Genomic DNA, 20,243 nt, shown 5'->3' with positions numbered 1-20,243 from the left:
ATTATAGCAATCATGCAGGTTTTTAACTTGAAGGTAGTAATGGAAGCAGAGCCCCAGACTTTTAGGGGATCCGCCTCCATCAGCTCTGTAATAAGTTTATCCTTATGGGTTGACCCTGAAATCCCTAAATATATTCCGGAACCGGGGCTAAAATATGGATTAACTGGCACGTTGAGTAATGAACTCTTTCTGATAACTTAATGGGCTTTTTCCTGTGTTCATCTTAAAATATTTATGGAAGCTTGCCATATTATTAAAGCCGCTTTCGTAGCATAACTGTTTGATGTTAAGTTTGTTTTCTATTAGTAGTCTACAGGCGTGGCCAACCTTTATTTCAGTTAAAAACCTGGAATATGTTTTGCCGGTTTTTGACTTAAAGTACCTGCAGAAGGAATTTGGACTGATCACAGCCACATTTGCAATCTCCTCTAATTGTATTTTTCTCCTGAAGTTTTCCAACGTGTATTCATAAATCGCGTTGATCTTTATATTCTCGGTCTCATTATAAGCCTGTTTAAAACCAATGGAGGAGAGTTTGACGGTTTGATTGGAGTTAGCGATCAGGTTAAGTGCTTCCATTAATAATATAATGCGGTTGTTACTTTCCGAAGTTACCATTTCTTCAAGCAGGTCAGCCACGTGTTTTTTAATCTTACCATTCACCTGAATGCCCCTTCTGCTACTTTCCAATAATGTTTTAATAGGCTTGTTCTCCGGTAGGTTGAGGAACTGATCTCCCCAAAAGTTTTCACTAAAATGTGCAACCCTAACGTCGGCACTGGCTTTCGAGGGGTTTTTTAGGTAAACATCGTCAAATCTCCAATAATGTGCCAGGTGGGCACCAACTAGTACAATGTCTCCTGATCTAAAGCTTTTGATACTGTCTCCGACAAACTGTGTTCCTACGCCTTTCTTGAGATGTATAAGTTCTACCTCAGGATGATAATGCCACTTATTATTCATATATGGGACCAGGTCTCTTCTTACGCTAAACGATTGTGCAGGGCCAGTTGAAACTTTTAATAATTGTGGTTTCATAGTAGTATTCGTATATATTTGGTCAATTAAATATACAGCAAAATAATATATTGATTTGAAATACTGTTAATATAGTTGAATAATCTAAATTTCCAATAAATCAAATGTGCAAATGCCCCTCTCTATGTTGATTAAGCAATGGTGAGCTTTAAAAACAGTCTCCGGGACTGAGAGGTATGCCGATATTAATTGGTGTAGATTGGAAAATGAAAAGCCAGCCCATATATTCAGAATATATATCACTGCAATTGTCCCTGTAACTTTATCTCTGATTTTTATGGTGTCCTGTATGGGGTTAACCTGGATACGATCACGGTTAATTAAAGCCGTAATAGATGCCTTAACGCCGAATTACGGCATGTTTAGCTGAAATTGATCATGCATGGCTTCCCATTATTCCTGCTGAATCTACTTCTTTCTTTATGTGAAGATTAGTATAACCTTAAGGGTTCACCAAAATGATAGATGATAACCAATGACAAGATGCTGTTAACATTTTGTCGTTGGTTATCTTATGGCCTTATTGAGCCGCATCGGCATAGCTGGTCGCTATCCGTATTTTTTTGACAAAATGGGTAGCCTGTGAAGCATCACCACCATAAACACCCCATTTCGGGTCACAGTAGTCTACATCTAAGGTTCTGCAATATAACCGCTGACTCCCATTTGAAAGGGTCTGTTTAACCCCGTTGTACCAGAATTCGATATAACCGACAGCAGGATCCCGGGATACTTTCATCCGGATAACGAATTTGAGCCAGGTATTCACTGCCAGTGTAGTTGACCATGGGACGGTCGCCACGTGGTTATCATCAAAGTGCTGGAGCTCCAGATTTCCCGCATTGGTCCTGAGCATCAAAGGATGGTTTTGTAGCGATCCTGCTGTGGGATATGATTTCCATTGAAATATGGCCTCTGTTTTTAAACTGGTTGGCATATAGATTTTGCTGGTCCAGCCAATGTATATTTCATCTCCATCCTGGGCTTCATAGTTCTTGGCTCCATGTCCCTCGGTTCTGTGGCTATTTGCAGGTTTCAGAAATTTCCAGGTAAGGGTTCCTGTCTCGTCATTCACCGTAGTTACGGTTCCTGTACCTTCAATATTGATGTCTTTCCAGACGTTTGCAGACCCATTCGAAGCATCTCCATTAAAGAGCACTGACATGATCTGTACCCCACCCGAGGCAGTGTTCTGCATCTTTCCGGTATTTTTGATCAGCTCTGTTGGGATTTCAGCTGTTGTTTGCTTTTTGCAGCTATACTGCATTACGGCGGCGCAGGTAAGCGCGAGCATTACTGGTTTAAGTGTTTTCATGAAGTTATTATATTTAGTTAGTGATTTACTAAATTTAAGGGCTTAAATCAGGTCATTATTCTGCGATATAGGCTAAATAATCAACCGGATTAGCATCAATCTGTCGGAACACGGAAAACAGGCCAGGAACAATGGAATTTAAAAGAAATTTCACACTATTTAAATATCAGGTCATCACACTTTATCTAATTTCAGATTTCATTGTGCTGAAAAAGCGGAAGATGTGAGAAATGTACTATGTGTAAAGATATCCGTAAGGAATTTTGAATCTGGAACCAATTTTTCGGTCATTACCAATGACGGGCCATTACAATGTGTATTGCAGTTCTTATCTGGATACATTTAGTCGTAACCTTTTAATAATGTAGAAAGCGGTAGACGAAGCCAACGGTAATCAGCACAAGACCCAACAAGTGCTGACCGTATAATCCCGATGGTAACACAAAAAAGGAAGTGGATTGAGATGCTCCGGACAAATCTGCACTTTTTTAAAACATTTCAACAGTAAAATTGTCTATAGAATACATCTACCAAATTGTTTGGTCACATAATAAGAAAAAAGCGGAATTTCGAGATAGGATTTCCGCTTTTTCCCTTAGACCATCTTCTATGTAATTGGTATTTTGACCGGCTTAGTCATCATTATAAACATCAAACTTGCCGGTTGGAAATACGTCCAGGCTTTTTAAGAAATCACCTTTAAGATAAAACCTGTAGGTAACTCCGCTTGTTCTCAAGACCGTCGACTTGACGTAATAATCAGATTCGGCAATTATTTCCATTAGCTTATCGGAATTGCATTCGGATAGTTTTTCATCTTGCACATATATCAATATGCAATTATTCTTACCCGCGGTAACCACCCAGCCGCGCGGGCTAAAGTATTCGGCAAGCAATACAGCCCTTGCCTTAACATATTCACTCGATTCTTCTATTCTCATGTTGAAAGGTCAGTTTAGACTTGATAAATATAAAAAGTTCAGGGCGTTTAGCAAACACTCAAGCTCAGTCTAAATTTTTTGTCGGGAAGAAGGATTTGCAGCGTTTGTTGAAGTCTTCGTTAAAGGCTCCCGAAGCCAAATAAGTTCTAAGGATAAAAAAAGGGACAATCAAATTAATGATTATCCCCAAATTAATGCGCTCAACTGACTGTTGATGTAAGGCTCTCAATCCTTACCGGATATAATACGTAAAAAAGCCCGCGAGGTTTTTAGCGCTGGAAAATAATGTTTTAATGAAGTTTTTAATTGGACTTTTTCATGTTTTAGCCAGTTTAGTTTTTTGTTGTTTTCACTTTTTATAATTACTGCTTAAATAATACGCTGAATATAAAACTAGATATTTTATACTATTGAATAGCTTAGTGTAGACCGTTGTCCCAAAGGATGTCAATTTTTACCGGGGAAATCATTGGGGTCGCTAAAAGGATTATACAATAAATAGGGTTGATCTGCTGAAAATGCGGTAAGTAATCCAAAGGAAAGGCACCATGAAAAATATTGTCACTCATTTTCAGATGCTTATATTCCAGGGCTTGATAATTTCACCTTTCAGTATATTTTTGCCTTATGACCGTAACTGTACTGGCGATTTTAGAGACAGATTTTAAGCCCGAGAAAGCATTGGCTAAAGTAATGAACGACCGACTGGTTCGTACTGCAAAGGATCTTCAGGAAGTGCATTTTAAGGCTTTATCGGGGAGGGGGTTTTCAGATGATGACCTGGTGGTTTATATCAGTTATACCCCGAAATACAAGATCCGTTACCGCATCGTAAATGACGTGCCCGCAGATATCGAGTACTTTGTTGCAGAATGCTGTGGAAGGATGGGCTTTATCCTCTGGAGGGCAAACGCGATAGGGGTAAGCAGTGATGCGGGGTATCTGGATTTTCAATAGTTCTTTGCTTTATCACTGAAATGTTTAGTTTTGGGGCTGGAATAAGATTTTTCCAGATAAAATAATTTAATATCCAGGTCTTTTGGACCTTTAAAAAACAGTTATGGACAAATTCAAACAGGTAAAAGAAGTAATTGCTTCAGTAGAAGCCGATGTAACGAAATTTTATGATGGTGGAAACGCAGCAGCTGGTACACGCGTACGTAAGGCGATGCAGGATCTTAAAAACCTGGCCCAGGAGATCAGGGCTGAGGTTACCGAGAAAAAAAACAGCGCAAAATAAACAGGAGACTGTTTTGGGAAATTAAGCCACTGGTAGAAATCAGTGGCTTTTTTATTTGACAAACTGTTTTATTCATCATATTGGGGCGGAGCCCCCAGCAACTTTATATGTTTTTTATTGATGCACGGTTAATTTAAATTTTGATGGTAGCTTTTTATATTGTTTGGGCAACTGCCGAGCTATCTGCCCATACGCAGGCGGGCCTTAACCACAGAGCAGGTATCCGCTGCTATCCCTGTTGCGAAGATAAGAGCAGGCACGCATAACCTAGGTTGATAAGTTCCCGGTATTTATTGCCAAATTGAATCCGCCAATTTTACTACATGGAATTAATCGAATACCAAATAAACATAAACGGTAAGCTTTTATTTTTCGTTCTCATCAGTATTCCTTCAGTTAATGGGTTACAGATGTAGCGATAGGTTTTTAAGAATAAGAGGTATCATCAGATACTTATAATTTGGAAGTTTACTGAGGGCACTCCCAAGATGGGTAAAATGCTGGAGTAGATATTTTTATCGTGGTTGAATGAGCCTTTATACTAAAAATTAAGGCTGTAGTTGACCTTTAAATAGCGCGCTATAACCAGGCATTTACATATCATCTTTTTTGATTTCCTTTCCTGTAGCCCCAGTTGTTTTAGCTGGCTTACCAAAGCTATAATTGATGCTTAAATTACCTGCTATTCACCTGCTCCTACTTTGGCTGGAGGTTTGGTAGCCATATCCGTATATCCAGTTATAGTTATTAAAATAAGGTTGATGAAGGTTATTAATGGATAGGCTGAAATTTAGTTTGCTTTTAATGTAGGTAGCGGATAAACCGGTGTTAATTTGTGCTTTTGTTTTGGATTGAAAACTTGAACCCCCGCTGATACTCGAGTTTGCGCCTAATCTGATATTCGGCACGGGTGTAAAACCCAGGGTGAGCCCGTTTGACCAGCGGTAAGCACTTGTGGATTTTTTTTCGCTAACCTTAAATGCTCCAAAAATGTGGTTTGTGAATAACTGAACAGTAAAGCGCGGCAAAAGATAGAAATTTATAGATAGGTTGCCGTTATAATCGTTTCGGCTGGCTAGATTGCGATAAGTCCGGATACGTACGTTGCTTACATTTGTTGTATCAAAAGTTGAAATCGCATCTGTTATATGCTTATAATTTCCCGTGAAGACAAGATTGGCAATGAGATCTTTAAAACGAGTGGGGCCGACCTGAAAGGTTTGGCTGGCATGAAACATGCTGACTTATCAAGGTTTAAAGGCATCGGTTCAGCAAGATCCAGTGTGGTGCTGGCAGCTATTGAACTTGGTCGAAGAATCTTCACTTAACAATGATTTTTAATGTTCGATACTGACGGAATATTTTTTGTTCACCTAATATTTACCTTGGAGACAAACTGCCTCCGAGGTGTATATGATTATCATATCATGTTTACCTGAATGACTTTCTCACTTAAATGGTTAAATAGGGATCCTAATAAAAAGTTTGAGCTGAATAAGGCTTCTCGGTCAGATTTTTAAAATAAAAATTATATTTATATTAATTAAGCAAATAGGCCAGAAACCTACAGTGTATTTGTTGTGATCTACCGACCACCATCGCAAATATCTGGTCTGCAATTTATTAACACTCTAACCAAAAAGACTATGCCAGCAATTATCAAGACAGATGATTATCTACACAATGAAGAAATTCAAATTGACAGCTTCCTTGACAACGAACTATTGATTCAAGAATTTAATTTAAGGCTAAACAATATCGACCTTTCCACGAAAGCTGAATCAATCAAAAAAGGAATTAAACAGAAGATAGTTTTCCTATGTTATAATTTGTATATCGACGGAACGTTTCAGGTTCATGGGGCTGATCTATTGATCTTTTGTAGGAATATTTATGCAAATAATAACGCGATAATAGATACTTCAGGTAATGATGCCTTGGAAAAGGCTCTACAGAAAGGATCACGGAAGGATAAAAATGGAGACAACCCGGATGGAGATGATGCAGATAACAAAAGACCTGATGGCATACTTTATGATATAAATGGACAAAATGGAGGTAATGTCGAAATCTATTCAGAAAACATTTCCGGTCAGCTTAAGATTATAACAAACGGTGGAAATGGAAATGATGGACAAAATGGTGATTTCGGTCTAGATGGACGCAACGCCCTATCCTTTCCAACCTATAAAAAATTAGAACAACAATCAATATTGTATTCAGGCCAGTACATAGAAGGTGAGTTTGGGGGCGCTTATGTAAAGGATTATATTAGATTCTCCATATTCAAAGGAGAAGACGGGACTAGACCGGGTAATGGTGGCAAAGGAGCTGATGGAGGCAATGGGGGAAATGGAGGCAGGATTGATGTCTATAATCATTCATCTTCAGATATTGTAATAGAAAGTAAACCTGGGAAAGGTGGGACAGGGGGAAAGGGAGGGAAGTATCTTGATGACAAAACAAATAATTTCAGACGGACACATGGAGGTATAGGTGGCGTTAGTAAGTATTTTATGTTTGTTGCTGCGGAAATGACCCTAACTAATTTCGAGCGGATTGTTAAGAGTAAGTTTGAATATAAAAATCCCTGGGGCGGAGGTTACAGTTTTGATGAAGGCAATTATAATATATGTAGGAATTCGGAAGAAATAAAAAACTACATAACAGATAACTTTGACCAGGAAGGAAAATGCCGCATCCTTCAGGGATTGATAGGTCACAGGAATATGGTGAATATGGGAGTGATGGAAATACCGGCAGCGAAGGAATTTCGGGAATTTTTGTTTTAAATGACGATAATCTTACCATAGCTTCAAAACTTCCTACGTCCTACTTTAGGATTATGTTGCTCGAAGCCGAGTACCAGTATATCAATAACAACATTGACCAGGCAAGACAAATTTTAGAATGGATCATCGAAATTTGTTCTACAATAAAAAAATCAGGATTTCAGTATCTGGACTGTATGGATATTTCAAGGTATCTCCGTCAGGAACCCCAGACGTTCTATCTGCCACTATTTGATAGGGCAAGGATTTATTTTAACCAAATTAACCAGAGCCTTGATTTCTTCGGATATACAAGTAACCATATTAATATCCTTGGTTCTAGCTTTATAGGGGACGAAATAGAAAAGTTATATGTTCCTCTCAAGGATTTTAAAAACAAAATAAATGAGATTCTAAGCAATACCCAGGATAAAGTAGTATTTAAGGCCAAATCCCAAGAAATAATAAATTCTAACGAACAGAGCTGGATTAAACTCATTGTTGAAAATACAGAACTGATCTCAACTGCTGAAAAATTAAATGTAGAAATCGGGCAGAGGCAAAACCGGATTTCAGTTTATAGAAATAGCATACTGGAAAAAGAAGAATTCTTCAAGAGGGCGGTTAGATCTGCCAAAGATGATTGTAATCTTGCCAATATGTTAAATACTGTTACCAAATTAGTGAGTATCGGGGTTGCAATATACAGCGGCGTGGGGACAGTTGGAGCGTTCACTTCACTTCTTTCTGATTCAAAATCAATATTATCTGACTTTTCTGACCTGATCGGTGAAAATGAACCTGGGTTTGATCTTGACAGTTGGAATTCTGTTTTTAATGATGGCGGAGAGAATTCAATTGTAAATAGGGTGAGGGGAATCCAGGGAAAGGGAAATGATTTTATCTCAAGTATCAATAAATTATCTGATGTGGTGGGGCAATACAATAGCCTTGAAAAAAAGGATGAATTGATATCAATACATTTTGATGCAAACAATGCAGAGGAATTCAATAAAAAGGAATTTTTGGAGCAGATGAAATCATTTGTTTTGGAATTCGATGAAGCAAGGATTTACCAGAATGAAGTTTTATCATTCATTGATTTTTGCGATATTACAAATCAGAAAAGAATAGAATATACTTCATACTTCTTAAATATCTGTCTGAATATTTCCAAAATACAGTCATTGAAGGATAGCAATCTTATCCTGAAAAAGATTAATTTCATGGATGATCAGACTTCGCTTTCTTACAGTGACCAAAGCTTGCTAATTGATTCATACTCTACAGCAAAGTTATATTTCCTAAAATTACTTTATATCCAAAATAAATCAATATCCTATTTTACGCTGACCAATAGGCCGTTTCTTTCTCAATATTATAAAAAGGATCTTGAGTTATTCCTTAACGATGGAATTATGAAGAATTCAAGCCTTCTTTTGGATTATTTAATCACTGAAGGGTATGGGAGGGAACTTAAAGAAACTTTGAAGCCTGTTGAAATAAGAAAGGAAGATTATAAAATTTCATTTCAAAAATTTATTAACGGGGACGACCAGAAAGTGCACACCCTGATTTTCAGAATTGATACGAAAAATAACTTTCTGGCAGACTTTTCCGAGGTTTTTGTGAAAACGATCAAACTACGTTTAGATAACGTTAAAACAGATACTAACCTTCTGTTTCTAAAATTAAAGCACATGGGAAACTCGAAGTTTATCAAAGCAAATACAAAAAATGAAATCAATTTTAGTCATTACCCCGTGGTGAAAACTTTTTATTATACTATTGGTGAAGAAAAAAAAATGAAATTTTCCAACATGGTTGGAAGTTATGAAATTGATGGTGTTCAACCATATATGGAAATTAGTCCATTCGCTGTTTGGGAACTTACTGTAGATGGTAACCTTGAGAATAATAACGGCTTGGATCTGTCTGAATGTTCTAAAATTGAGTTAGACTTTGAATTTTTCCATAAGGAAGTCTAATAGTATAATTACTGACAATTGGGATAAAATTGGGGAGTGGAAATTTATTCTACTCCCCAGTATTTTTTATAAAATATCAGGTCTAAACCCGATCCTCCTACGTTTTTGAGGCTCCGGTGGAACTGGGTTAATGAGTTCATCGAGATAGCTGAAAACAATTTCAATGTTTTTATCGTGATCATTTAATCGATTTTTGATCCTTTCTATTTCAGCTTTCAATGTGCTTGATTCCAACAGTCGACGTATGATCTTTGTAAAAGTTCTGATAATCTCAATGTTAACGAGGATTGCTGTTTCACTATTTAATACACTTGAAAGCATTGCAACCCCTTGTTCTGTAAAAGCCATTATTCCATATTTTGAATGGTGACCACGCTTTAAGGTGCCAAATTGGCACCTTAAAACTTTTTGTTCATCCAGCGTAAGTTCAAACATGAAATCCTCAGGGAATCTAATCAGATTCCTTTTTACTTGTCTTTTCAATTGCTTGGTATCTACCTGGTATAATTCAGCAAGGTCAGTTTCCAACATCACTTTTTGATCTCGTATATGATATATTTTACCAGTTACTGTTTCCTCAGTAATTATCTGGCTATCTGAATTATTTTTCATTATTTTGTTATGGTGTAGTTATAGGTTATAACGCTAGATTTCACTGATGTTGGGGCAATTTTTTTCTCGAAGAGCGGCCATATCTCTTCCAACTTTTATATCCAGTGTCTTTGCGTAATGCTGTGTCGTTCTGATATCTTTATGCCCTAACATTTTACTTACCGTTTCAATAGGTACTCCGTTTTGAAGAGTAATCGTTGTGGCAAAAGTATGCCTGGCAATGTGGTAGGATAGTGGAATTTTGATGCCACATATATCAGCAATTTCTTTAAGGTAGGCATTCATCTTTTGATTGGTGCTAACTGGAAAAGCCTTGTTCTGATCGATGCATTGCGGATGGTTTTCGTATTTTATGAGTAATGCTATTGCTTTAGGTAGTAAGGGTACACGGGTTGCTGTGCCGGTTTTTTGCCTGTTGATACTTATCCACTTCTCGTCTCCATTTTTATCTATGATTTCAGATCTTTTCAATTGGTAGATGTCAATGTAGGCAAGTCCGGTGTAGCAACTGAATAAGAATATGTCCCTCACCCGGTTTAATCGTTCGTTATTAAAATCCCTGATTTCTAAAGAAGTTACCTCTTCTTCCGAGAGGCAAGGCCGTTCGATTAGTTTGATTTTGAAATTGGCGAAGGGTCTCGTAATAACCACCCGTTTGCCAGGCAACGTTTGATTACTTTTTTAAGATTTTTGATGTATTTTACTGCCGAGTTGTTGTTACATTTTCTAATGGTCCTCAAAAAGAATTCATAGTCGGTTATAAATTTGTGATCAATTTTTCTAATATCAATATCTTTAATTTTGTGTTTTTCTTTCAGGTATTGTTTCAAGTGTCTTAAGGCGGTCTGGTAGCGCAGCAGTGTCGTTGGTGCAAATTCAATATCGATAAGCGCTGCCATTTCCCTGTTGTGTTCTTCGAAAACTTCAGTGAGTTTTTTTATTTTTCGATCTTTACCTAAAAAATCATCCGCAAGACTTTTGGCCGTTACCTGTTCTCCCAGCATGATCAGGTTCCTGTGGGATTCATGAATTTTAGATTCTAACTGTCTTAGGTACAGGTTAATGATTTTAGCCTGTGAGGAATATCCTACTATCTTGCCATTGAGCCACTCTGCATCCGGGCATTGTTTGCCCGTAGCAAGATCAACGCGTTTTTTTTTTCGATTGTAATCCTCATGTAGATGGAGGATGTACCCTCTTGATCCGTTTTTCCTTTCTTCAGAAAGAAAAGTAAACTGAAATTTCTTTTCATAAAAGTAATCTTAAAAGGTGAAATAAAGTTAAGATTGCAGTCAAAAAAAGTCAAGATGTGTACCAGGTAAACTAGTTGGTTAACAATGTGTTAACCCCTAAAGCGGTGAGTCCGAAATTTTCGTAGACCGACTCACCGCTTGACTCACCTCGCATATGCGTTTTTTGGTCAAAAAAGCTACTAAATACTAAAAAAGAAAAGCCTGCAAATTGCTGGTTTGCAGGCTTTTAGTGTTTTTCAGTGGTTTTTGATACTGATTCCAGTGGAGCCGAAGGGAGTCGAACCCTTGTCCAGTTGTGAGATAAATTATACCTTCTACATGCTTATTTTTCAATTGATTTTCGGGAAATAAACCGGCTGAAAACCGACCTTATTTAAATCCTTAGATACTTTATCTCACTTTAAGTCGCATCTCCTTAAAGCCAGCTTTGTTGTTTCGATGCCCCAGATTCTAACCCAACAATGCAGCAGTTAGAGGGACAAAAGCTAAGCGTAGTTCTAAACTAGGCAGCTAAGGCGTAAGTATTTTCGCCAACTAAAATGTGATCGTTCACTTTAAGTGCTCTCCGAACAACGCACTGCATGCTAACATAACCTTCGCCACCCTGTCAAATCCAAGAACGGCCCCGGTATTCAGTTTTGCAATTATCAATTGCAGAATAGAACTACAAATATACAAATTTATTGGTTAACTGGTTAATTGTTTAAATTGGTTAATTGTTGGAACAACACAACAGTTAACCTTTTGATTATGCTTGTCTTCCAGGGTATTGCTGTAAGGCGATTTCTAAACAATCCATTGCGGCATTTAAATCGTCTGTATTCAATACATAGGCCATACGCACCTCATTTTTACCCGATCCCGGTGTAGAATAGAAGCCTGTAGCTGGCGCCATCATCACCGTTTGGTTATTGTGGCTAAATTCTTCTAAAATCCACTGGCAGAATTGATCTGCATCATCAATCGGGAACTTGGCCACCACATAAAACGCGCCACCCGGATTAGGACAGTACACACCATCGATGTTGTTTAAACGGTTCACCAAAGTATTACGGCGTAAAGTATATTCGGTATTTACTTTTTGAAAATAGCTGTCAGGTGTATCAACAGCAGCTGCGCCGGCAATTTGCTCTACCATACCCGGACTTAACCTCGCTTGTGCAAATTTTAATCCCGAAGCAATTACCGCTTTGTTTTTCGTAATTAAACAGCCTAAACGGGCACCACAGGCACTGTAACGCTTAGAAACAGTATCCATAATCACCACATTTTCATCAAGACCATCTAGATGCATCGGAGAAATAAATTCTCTTCCATCATAACAGAATTCGCGGTAAGCCTCGTCTGAGAATAAGAATAGGTCGTATTTTACACAAAGCGTTTTTAAAGCTTCAAGCTCTTCTCTCGAATATAAATAACCGGTTGGGTTATTCGGATTGCAGATAATAATCGCTTTGGTTTTTTCAGTAATCAGCTTTTCAAATTCTGCAATTGGCGGTAAAGCAAAACCATTTTCAATATACGATAAAATAGGTTTTACTACCACATTACTCATGCAGGCAAAGCCATTGTAATTGGCATAAAAAGGCTCGGGATAATAATTTCATCGCCTTCATTTACACAGGTTTGCATGGCAATGGTAATGGCTTCTGAGCCACCAACCGTTACCAGTATATTTTCGGGGCTAATGTTATAGCCCAGTTTATTATAGTATTCGGTAAGTTTTAAGCGGTAAGCAAGGGTACCTTCTGATGGCGTATAGGCCCAAACATTAAAGTCAATGTTTTTAATGGCATTTAACATCCCTTCCGGTGTTTCAATATCTGGCTGGCCAATATTTAAATGGTAAACCTTTTTACCATCTTTTTTAGCTTTATCAGCAAATGGTGTTAACTTTCTAATGGGCGATGCAGGCATCTGCACGCCTTTTTGTGAAATTTTTGGCATGGCACAAAAATAAAAAAGTCCCGATGAAAATCGGGACTTTTTTAAATAATATCGTTTAAAAAATTACTTTGATGCTGGGGCAACGGTTTCGCCTTTAATGTAAAGTACTTTAACCGGTGTTTTTGCATTTGAAGTAATGGTTACTGCTTTAGAGAAAGTAGATGGACCAGCGGCAGCATTGAAAGTTACCGAAATTACACCAGTTTCACCTTTCTTAAGTGGAGTAGAAGTGTATTTTGGAACTGTACAGCCGCAACTTGCTTCAGCTTTGCTGATAATTAATGGTTCTTCACCAACGTTGGTATATTTAAAATCGTAAGTTACTGGTTTGTTTAAAACAATTTTACCAAAATCATGTGTTTCTGACTCAAACTTAAATTCTGCAGGTTTAGTTTGTGCATTAGCAGCAATACCAAAACCTAAAACAAAAGCGAATAATACTAAGATCTTTTTCATGTTATGAGGGTGTATTTTATTTTTAAATTACTAAAACAAATTTAATGTTTTCAAATTAAAACAAAAACTATTCCAATTATATTTTACTATTCCATATATAATTTTACATAAGAGGATAAAGGCAAACTTTTAATTTTGTCTATATTTGCCGCAACCAATCTTTGATTACTATGCAGAATGAAAAATTGATTACCAATGCTATTGATGCTGCTGAATTAAGTTTTAACGATTTTAAATCAATCGTGATAAACGACTACAGGATAGCTGTTGAAAGCAGGCAGGCCAGTGTTTTAGGACGAAGGGAAGTGTTAACTGGCAAGGCTAAATTTGGCATTTTTGGCGATGGTAAGGAAGTACCGCAGGTAGCGATGGCGAAAGCGTTTAAGAACGGAGATTGGCGTTCGGGCTATTACCGCGATCAAACCTTTGCATTTGCTACAGGTATTTCAACAATTAAAGAATTCTTTGCACAGCTTTATGCTAATCCGGCTAATGGCGCCGATCCTTTTTCGGGTGGCAGGCAAATGAATTGTCACTTTGCAACCCAGTCTATTAACGAAGATGGCACCTGGAATGATTTAACTCAAATTAAAAATTGTTCTTCAGATATTTCACCAACAGGTGGCCAAATGGCCCGTTTGGTTGGTTTAGCTTATGCCTCTAAATTATTCAGGGAGAATAAAGAACTCGATTATTTAAAGCACTTTTCTGTTAACGGAAACGAAGTAGCTTTTGGTACCATAGGCAATGCCTCTACATCAGAAGGGGTATTTTTTGAAGCCATTAATGCTGCGGGAGTGCTACAGGTGCCCATGGCGATTTCTATCTGGGATGATGCCTACGGTATTTCCGTTCCTGCAAAATATCAAACCACTAAAGAAGATATTTCTGAAGTTTTAAAAGGTTTTCAGCGTGATACTGAAAAACCAGGATATGAAATTTATAAAGTAAAAGGCTGGGATTATCCTGCCCTTTGCGAAGTTTATGAAAAAGCCATTAACGTTTGCAGAGACGAGCATGTGCCGGTTTTAATTCATGTTACAGAACTTACGCAACCTCAGGGCCATTCTACTTCTGGCTCGCATGAAAGGTATAAATCGAAAGAACGTCTTGACTGGGAAACCGAACACGATTGCATTTTGAAGATGCGTGGCTGGATGCTCGATTCGGCAGTGGCTACCGAAGAAGAAATTCTTGAAATTGAAAAAGAAGCCAAACTTTTTGTACGCAATGCTCAAAAGGAAGCCTGGAACGAGTTCCTGGATAGTATAAGGCCTGAACAAAAACAGGCGGTAGATTTAGTGAGTGCAATGGCCAAACACCAACCTGAACTGGCTAAGGTTGCGGCTACATTAGCTGCAACCGCCGATGCCCAGCGCAGAGAGGTTTTTACTGCCGTACGTAAAGCAATCCGCTCATCAGCAAAAGTTAATTCGCCGGAGCGAGATGAACTTTTAACCTGGTACAAGAAACAGGAGCCACTTAATTTCGACCGTTATAACTCTAAACTGCATACCGATGGGATGGAAAGTCCCGATATGATTCCTGTAGTGGATGCAATGTATGACGAGTTTTCTAAAATGATTGATGGAAGGGAAGTGCTGAATGCCTGCTTTAACGAAAACTTTGCCCGCGACCAGCGTTTGGTGGCTTTTGGTGAAGATTTGGGAAATATAGGTGATGTGAATCAAGGCTTTGCCGGTTTGCAGGCCAAATATGGCGAGCTAAGGATTACTGATACCGGAATAAGGGAAATGACCATTATGGGGCAGGGCATAGGCCTGGCACTGCGTGGTTTAAAACCAATTGCCGAAATACAGTATTTAGATTATTTAATATTTGCCTTAAATGTATTGAGTGATGATTTAGCATCGCTATCTTACCGTACAAAAGGCATTCAAAAAGCCCCGGTTATTGTACGTACCCGTGGCCATAGGCTCGAAGGAATCTGGCACTCCGGTTCTCCGATTGGGATGTTATTGGGCTCGTTAAGAGGTTTGCACCTTTGCGTACCGCGCAACATGACGCAGGCTGCAGGTATGTATAACACTTTATTTAGGGCAGACGAGCCTGCAGTGGTAATCGAATGTTTGAACGGTTATCGTTTAAAAGAGAAATTACCTGTTAACGTTGGCGAATTTACTGTGCCACTAGGTAAAGCAGAGGTACTTGAAGAGGGTACCGATATTACCGTAATTTCTTACGGCTCATCTTTAAAAATTGTGCAGGAAGCTGCCGAAGAATTGGCTCTTTTAGGTATTTCTGTCGAAATTATTGACCCTCAAACACTTTTGCCTTTCGATATCAGCCATGTTTGTGTTAACTCTTTGGCTAAAACCAGTAAATTATTGGTTGTAGATGAGGATGTACCTGGAGGTGCTTCAGCATATATCCTGCAAAAGGTACTCGAAGAACAAAAGGGTTATTTTCATCTGGATGGACAGCCAAAAACATTATCGGCAAAAGCACATCGTCCGCCTTTTGGTTCAGATGGCGATTATTTTAGCAAACCTTCGGTTGATGATGTAATTGAAACCATTTACCAGATGATGCACGATGCCAATCCAAATAAATATCCGGCTCTTTTTTAAAGCTATTTATTGAATTGCTTTAAAGGTTCTAGTTTTTTATTAAATAGCTGGCAATCATTTTATTACATTTATTGTATTCCTGTATGGAATAAATATGGTGTTTTTTTTAGGTATGGAGTAAGCATTCGATTACTGAATGATCGGATTTTTATATACATTTATATACCAAACCCTATTTTTGTTATTTCAGTATGTCCCAAGTCATCCCCATTGGAGATTGCTGCATGATGCAAGTTTTTTGTTTATCCTTAATAAATAATCACCAGTTTTTATTATAGGATGAGTAAATGTCTTGTTTTCAATCGGTTGATTAATAAAACTTATTCGTATAAGATAGGTATTGCATTTACTTTGTTCTTATTTCTGGGCTTAACAAGCTTTGCACAAACCAATGTTTCGCAAAAAAAACTCGATAGCCTTTTAAACCTAAACGAAAAAAATTTAAAGACCGATTCTTCTAAAATAAAAATCCTGACCGAAGTGTACCGCCAGTACATGCGAATGAAAAATGTAGATAAAGCAGAAGAGTTTCTAAACAAAAGTATTCAGCTATCGCATGAAAAAAATCTGAAGAAGTTTTCGGCCATGGCCTACTACCGCAGGGGCTTAATGTATCATGGTAAGTCCAATTATCAAAAAGCAGAAGAAAATTATTTAACTGCTGTTACCGAATTTGCGTCCATTGGGAATTTGGATATGACTGCTGGTACTTATCTTAATCTAGGCGCGCTATATGGCAGTATTCCCGATTATGTTAAAGCTTTAGAAGTTAACCAAAAGGCAATTGCCATTTACGAAAAACTCGGTAATGAAACCGATATGGCCAGCTGTTATACCAATATCTCGGGCATTTATCAAAGTCTGGGCAATCAGAGTCAGGCACTGGTATACCTCAAAATGGCACTAAAAGTATTTGCGCAGGAAGGTGAAAATTCGCGTGGCGTTGCTGTTGTTTATGGTTTAATTGGTACAAACTATTTCGAAGCATCAGACCGCGAATTGACGGAAATGAAGGTTTTACCTGGCCAAAAAGTGAAACTGGCCTTAGAATATTACAATAAGTCGTTAAAGGTATCAGAAACAATTGCTGATGTTGGTTTAGTAGCCAGTGTTAAACGAAATCTGGCCGATTTATACAGTTCGATAGGGCAGCAGGAACAGGCTTTAAAATCTTACCAGAAATCGGTTGAGCTGAGCAGAGATGGAGAAGATCAGGAAAGTTATGCATCCAGTTTATACGCACTTGGCAATTATTACCAAAAGGAAAATGATTTAGGAAATGCCATTGTTTTGCTTAACCACAGCTTAAAAATTGCCGAAGAAAATAGATTGCTGGATATAGAAAAAGAATCTTGTTTAGGTTTAAGTGCTGTGTATGAAAAACAGAAAGATTACAATAAGGCCTTAGCTTATTACAGGCAATATATTGGGGCAAGAGATAAAATTTTCGACCAGGAAAAAGAAAAGGAAATTACCAGAAGGCAGATGCAACTCGATTTTGGAGTTAAGGAACGCGATTACCTGCTCAAACAAAAAATTACAGAGGGGGAGTTAAAAAGGCAGCAACAAGAGTTGGTATTAAAACGGCAGCAACTGGCACTGAGCGATAAAGAAAAGGCTCTAGATTTGCTTACATTTCAAAAAGCAAAAGCCGATCTGGATATTCAGCGTTTGGCACAGGAGAGTAAGTTTGAAAAGGTTAGGTTTCAGGCACAGATAGCTGCAGAGGTAAAAGATAAGGAGATTAGCAAACAGCGACAACAAATTAAGCTCGATGAGCGAGTAAAACTATTGCTAACCATTGCCTTTACTTTAATCCTGATTATTGCAGTTGTAATCTTTTTCAACCAGCGCAAAACAACGCGGCTTAACAAAATCATCAATAACCAAAAACGAGAACTCGAGCAGTTAAGTAAGGTAAAAGACCGCATTTTTAGTGTGGTAAGCCATGACATGCGTGCGCCAGTTAATTCCCTTATTTCATTTATGCAATTGCTTGAAGGCGGAAACATTGAACAACAAAAGTTAAACCGTTATGCTGCATCGCTGAAGAATAATTTAACCTATACCTCTACCATGATGGAAAACCTCCTAAACTGGGCTGCCAGTCAAATGCACGGTTTTAATCCTTGTTTAGAAGCACTGGATATTCAAGGTTTGGTAAATGAAGTAATTTGGTCGCTACAGGATCAGGCCAATCAAAAGGAACTGAATTTACAAAATTTAATCCCTGCCGAAACCACTTGTATGGCCGATGCAAACATGCTTAGCCTCGTAATCCGCAACATTGTTAATAATGCCATTAAATTTACACCGAACGGTGGTGCAATTGAGGTTAGCTCGGTCTATGGGAACAATCATTTAGAGATTAAAATTACCGATAATGGCATTGGTTTAACACCGGTTCAAATAGACCACTTTAATAAACCTGGTTATCTTGGCGGCGGGGTAAGTACACCGGGTACCAATAAAGAAAAAGGAACAGGACTGGGTTTACTACTCTGCAGAACGTTTATTGCCCTCATGAACGGGAAAATCAGTGCTGGTATCAATCCTACAGGAGGAAGTTTCTTTAAAATTTTACTGGGTAAATAACTATTTTAAAAAACGCGAAAGGATTTTCTTATCAATCGATTTCTCCAGCAATTCCTGCCTGTTTGTTGCACTGATTGGCACGGTAAAATTGTGGTCTAAATGTACCTCATGGTTGGTTAGGGTTGCAATATGGTTAATGTTGATGATGTATTGCTTGTGCACGCGCGCAAAAAGTTTAGCTGGCAATTGTTTCTCCAAGTTTTTTAAACTAACGAGAATCACATGTTTATCTATACTAGTAAACAGCTTGGAAAAATCGCCCATACTTTCGATGTAAATCACATCGTCGTACTTTAATTTCGTAATGCCTTTTGTTTCTCTGAAAAAGAAGTGATCGTCTTCTTCACTGGCCGGCTGCTCATCATGCAGAGTGTCCATTCCAACCAATTTTTTAAGCTCGAGGTATTCAATTGCCTTATTGGTGGCTTTAAGTATGCGTTCAAACGTAGCTGGCTTTACAATAAAATCTAAAGCATCCAGGTTAAAACTTTCGGCAGCATACTCACTAAAAGAAGTAATAAATATAAATAAAGGTTGTTTTTTTAGGCTTTTTAGCAAATCCATGCCCGAAAGTTCTGGCATATCAATATCCGAATAAACAATATCAACCTTTGTTGAAGTTAAAATTTGTGAGGCCTCTATACCGTTACTGCAAACTGCTAATATGTTTAACGAAGGGATCTTTTTGAGGTGCATTTCTATGGCATCTCTTTCTATTTCGTTGTCATCAACAATTAAGCAGTTGTACGTCATTTAGGGATAGATTAAGTGTATTTGGTTATAAGAACAGAAATTGATGCTTAAAGTTTGTAATTTACACTAAAATGTGGATTATCATACAATAGCATCAATTATTTTAGATGATTTGCTGTGGTAAATTTTATTTTTGATGTTTCTTTTCGCCTGTATATAACTTTTCGCCGGCGGCTACAGCCAGTTGTAAGTCATTTTCTTCGGGCGGCACCGGACAGCGGTAGCCATCACTGTAGGCACAATAAGGATTATAGGCCTTATTAAAGTCTATTTCTATTTTATTGTTCTCGATTGCTTTGGTATCCAGATCAATATACCTGCCTCCACCATAAGTGGTTTTACGGTTGGTTTCATCGGTAAAAGGCAAAAAAAGATGGTCTTTATAAACCGGATTGGCTGAGAGTGCAACACTTTTATATAAAGTCATTTGCAGTTTTTTACCTTTTAAGCTGAAACTGACATGTGCGTACCTAAAATAATCGCTGCTGGTACCATCGTAGGTAGGCATTTTAAAAACTTTTTCGTTTTGAAGCAGCGCCACATCCGCTAGAACTTTATAATTACTATCGGCATCGTAGAAATGGAGGTTTTCCAGGTCTTTTTTCTTTAGGGGAGAACGGCTATCAGTAATAAAATCCTGTTTATAAGCTTCCCGGTGCTTTGCAATTTTTTCGGTATAACTTTGAGCAAAGGCATTTAAGCTAATGAAAACGAGCAGAACAGGCAGGAATCTTATCATAGGA

At 38.0% G+C, this 20,243-nt stretch carries 18 protein-coding genes, 1 other RNA gene and 1 pseudogene; 8 read left to right on the top strand and 12 right to left on the bottom strand.

The genetic code is table 11. The annotated features are described in order from the left end of the window. Positions 1–159 precede the first annotated feature (159 nt). Together G7074_RS00405 and G7074_RS00400 are read right to left on the bottom strand one after the other, a co-directional pair. Positions 160–1,038, bottom strand: coding sequence for an AraC family transcriptional regulator (locus G7074_RS00405; RefSeq protein ID WP_166206000.1), 879 nt, complete (start codon positions 1,036–1,038; stop codon positions 160–162). Between the two features lie 520 nt (positions 1,039–1,558). Beyond that, on the bottom strand, positions 1,559–2,353 hold the full coding sequence (locus G7074_RS00400; RefSeq protein ID WP_166205997.1) for a heparin lyase I family protein: 795 nt from the start codon (positions 2,351–2,353) through the stop codon (positions 1,559–1,561). Between the two features lie 223 nt (positions 2,354–2,576). Between G7074_RS00400 and G7074_RS27775 the strand changes: the two genes are divergently transcribed. Then, positions 2,577–2,699, top strand: a complete 123-nt coding sequence (locus G7074_RS27775; RefSeq protein WP_370526584.1) for a hypothetical protein — start codon at positions 2,577–2,579, stop codon at positions 2,697–2,699. Between the two features lie 286 nt (positions 2,700–2,985). On the opposite strand, the gene G7074_RS00390 is transcribed toward G7074_RS27775, so the two are convergent. After that, the gene (locus G7074_RS00390; RefSeq protein ID WP_166205994.1) at positions 2,986–3,294 is read right to left on the bottom strand and encodes a hypothetical protein; all 309 of its coding nucleotides are present in this window, start codon (positions 3,292–3,294) and stop codon (positions 2,986–2,988) included. A gap of 627 nt (positions 3,295–3,921) precedes the next feature. Between G7074_RS00390 and G7074_RS00385 the strand changes: the two genes are divergently transcribed. Both G7074_RS00385 and G7074_RS00380 read left to right on the top strand, forming a co-directional pair. After that, complete coding sequence (locus G7074_RS00385) at positions 3,922–4,251, top strand: hypothetical protein (RefSeq protein ID WP_166205991.1); 330 nt, start codon at positions 3,922–3,924, stop codon at positions 4,249–4,251. 103 nt (positions 4,252–4,354) lie between these two features. Further along, positions 4,355–4,534, top strand: coding sequence for a histone H1 (locus G7074_RS00380; RefSeq protein ID WP_086546878.1), 180 nt, complete (start codon positions 4,355–4,357; stop codon positions 4,532–4,534). 686 nt (positions 4,535–5,220) lie between these two features. Here G7074_RS00380 and G7074_RS27770 read toward each other — a convergent pair. Continuing rightward, positions 5,221–5,718: an outer membrane beta-barrel protein gene (locus G7074_RS27770; protein WP_370526632.1), complete on the bottom strand. Its 498-nt coding sequence runs from the start codon at positions 5,716–5,718 to the stop codon at positions 5,221–5,223. Between G7074_RS27770 and G7074_RS00370 the strand changes: the two genes are divergently transcribed. From G7074_RS00370 to G7074_RS00360, 3 genes are all read left to right on the top strand, one after another. Beyond that, complete coding sequence (locus G7074_RS00370; RefSeq protein WP_166205925.1) at positions 5,683–5,862, top strand: hypothetical protein; 180 nt, start codon at positions 5,683–5,685, stop codon at positions 5,860–5,862. The genes G7074_RS27770 and G7074_RS00370 overlap by 36 nt on opposite strands. Positions 5,863–6,180: 318 nt before the next feature. After that, the gene (locus tag G7074_RS00365; protein WP_166205985.1) at positions 6,181–7,326 is read left to right on the top strand and encodes a hypothetical protein; all 1,146 of its coding nucleotides are present in this window, start codon (positions 6,181–6,183) and stop codon (positions 7,324–7,326) included. Continuing rightward, positions 7,227–9,293: a hypothetical protein gene (locus tag G7074_RS00360; protein ID WP_166205982.1), complete on the top strand. Its 2,067-nt coding sequence runs from the start codon at positions 7,227–7,229 to the stop codon at positions 9,291–9,293. The genes G7074_RS00365 and G7074_RS00360 overlap by 100 nt, the downstream gene beginning before the upstream one ends. A 66-nt stretch (positions 9,294–9,359) precedes the next feature. Here G7074_RS00360 and G7074_RS00355 read toward each other — a convergent pair whose 3' ends face one another. The 6 genes and pseudogenes from G7074_RS00355 to G7074_RS00335 all read right to left on the bottom strand — a co-directional run bounded on the left by G7074_RS00355 (position 9,360) and on the right by G7074_RS00335 (position 13,561). Further along, positions 9,360–9,905 (bottom strand): ORF6N domain-containing protein, encoded by a 546-nt coding sequence (locus G7074_RS00355; RefSeq protein WP_166205979.1) that lies wholly within the window; start codon positions 9,903–9,905, stop codon positions 9,360–9,362. A gap of 33 nt (positions 9,906–9,938) precedes the next feature. Continuing rightward, positions 9,939–10,436 (bottom strand): site-specific integrase, encoded by a 498-nt coding sequence (locus G7074_RS26855; protein ID WP_240916422.1) that lies wholly within the window; start codon positions 10,434–10,436, stop codon positions 9,939–9,941. Between the two features lie 77 nt (positions 10,437–10,513). Further along, positions 10,514–10,909 carry a phage integrase SAM-like domain-containing protein gene (locus tag G7074_RS26850; RefSeq protein WP_240916421.1) on the bottom strand — a complete coding sequence of 132 codons (396 nt, stop codon included), beginning with the start codon at positions 10,907–10,909 and terminating at the stop codon, positions 10,514–10,516. 508 nt (positions 10,910–11,417) lie between these two features. Further along, positions 11,418–11,785: a transfer-messenger RNA gene (ssrA, locus tag G7074_RS00345) on the bottom strand. Between the two features lie 121 nt (positions 11,786–11,906). Continuing rightward, a pseudogene (locus G7074_RS00340) lies at positions 11,907–13,105 on the bottom strand (pyridoxal phosphate-dependent aminotransferase). A 63-nt stretch (positions 13,106–13,168) separates the two neighbouring features. After that, a complete protein-coding gene (locus tag G7074_RS00335) occupies positions 13,169–13,561 on the bottom strand; it encodes a DUF1573 domain-containing protein (RefSeq protein ID WP_124558674.1) in 393 nt (130 codons plus the stop codon). Between the two features lie 170 nt (positions 13,562–13,731). Here G7074_RS00335 and G7074_RS00330 point away from each other — a divergent pair, with 170 nt between their 5' ends. Both G7074_RS00330 and G7074_RS00325 read left to right on the top strand, forming a co-directional pair. Further along, entirely contained in the window at positions 13,732–16,152 is a 2,421-nt protein-coding gene (locus tag G7074_RS00330) for a thiamine pyrophosphate-dependent enzyme (RefSeq protein WP_124558673.1), read from the top strand. 306 nt (positions 16,153–16,458) lie between these two features. Next, the gene (locus tag G7074_RS00325) at positions 16,459–18,747 is read left to right on the top strand and encodes a tetratricopeptide repeat protein (RefSeq protein WP_158673987.1); all 2,289 of its coding nucleotides are present in this window, start codon (positions 16,459–16,461) and stop codon (positions 18,745–18,747) included. Here the strand turns inward: G7074_RS00325 and G7074_RS00320 are convergent, their stop codons facing one another. Both G7074_RS00320 and G7074_RS00315 read right to left on the bottom strand, forming a co-directional pair. Beyond that, positions 18,748–19,500, bottom strand: a complete 753-nt coding sequence (locus G7074_RS00320) for a LytTR family DNA-binding domain-containing protein (protein WP_124558671.1) — start codon at positions 19,498–19,500, stop codon at positions 18,748–18,750. A gap of 127 nt (positions 19,501–19,627) precedes the next feature. Then, positions 19,628–20,239 carry a DUF1684 domain-containing protein gene (locus G7074_RS00315; RefSeq protein WP_233603808.1) on the bottom strand — a complete coding sequence of 204 codons (612 nt, stop codon included), beginning with the start codon at positions 20,237–20,239 and terminating at the stop codon, positions 19,628–19,630. Between the last annotated feature and the right edge of the window lie 4 nt (positions 20,240–20,243).

The organism is Pedobacter sp. HDW13 (assembly GCF_011303555.1).
GTDB lineage: Bacteria > Bacteroidota > Bacteroidia > Sphingobacteriales > Sphingobacteriaceae > Pedobacter.
Note: the sequence above shows the minus strand (reverse complement) of the source record. Positions and strands in the feature narration are given on the sequence as shown.

Bases quoted from the DNA above. Each gene is read 5' to 3' on its own strand.
- G7074_RS00405 (WP_166206000.1), bottom strand. From the start codon at position 1,038: ATGAAACCACAATTATTAAAAGTTTCAACTGGCCCTGCACAATCGTTT.
- G7074_RS00400 (WP_166205997.1), bottom strand. From the start codon at position 2,353: ATGAAAACACTTAAACCAGTAATGCTCGCGCTTACCTGCGCCGCCGTA.
- G7074_RS00390 (WP_166205994.1), bottom strand. From the start codon at position 3,294: ATGAGAATAGAAGAATCGAGTGAATATGTTAAGGCAAGGGCTGTATTG.
- G7074_RS00385 (WP_166205991.1), top strand. From the start codon at position 3,922: ATGACCGTAACTGTACTGGCGATTTTAGAGACAGATTTTAAGCCCGAG.
- G7074_RS00380 (WP_086546878.1), top strand. From the start codon at position 4,355: ATGGACAAATTCAAACAGGTAAAAGAAGTAATTGCTTCAGTAGAAGCC.
- G7074_RS00370 (WP_166205925.1), top strand. From the start codon at position 5,683: ATGCTTATAATTTCCCGTGAAGACAAGATTGGCAATGAGATCTTTAAA.
- G7074_RS00365 (WP_166205985.1), top strand. From the start codon at position 6,181: ATGCCAGCAATTATCAAGACAGATGATTATCTACACAATGAAGAAATT.
- G7074_RS00360 (WP_166205982.1), top strand. From the start codon at position 7,227: ATGCCGCATCCTTCAGGGATTGATAGGTCACAGGAATATGGTGAATAT.
- G7074_RS00355 (WP_166205979.1), bottom strand. From the start codon at position 9,905: ATGAAAAATAATTCAGATAGCCAGATAATTACTGAGGAAACAGTAACT.
- G7074_RS26850 (WP_240916421.1), bottom strand. From the start codon at position 10,909: ATGCTGGGAGAACAGGTAACGGCCAAAAGTCTTGCGGATGATTTTTTA.
- G7074_RS00335 (WP_124558674.1), bottom strand. From the start codon at position 13,561: ATGAAAAAGATCTTAGTATTATTCGCTTTTGTTTTAGGTTTTGGTATT.
- G7074_RS00330 (WP_124558673.1), top strand. From the start codon at position 13,732: ATGCAGAATGAAAAATTGATTACCAATGCTATTGATGCTGCTGAATTA.
- G7074_RS00320 (WP_124558671.1), bottom strand. From the start codon at position 19,500: ATGACGTACAACTGCTTAATTGTTGATGACAACGAAATAGAAAGAGAT.
- G7074_RS00315 (WP_233603808.1), bottom strand. From the start codon at position 20,239: ATGATAAGATTCCTGCCTGTTCTGCTCGTTTTCATTAGCTTAAATGCC.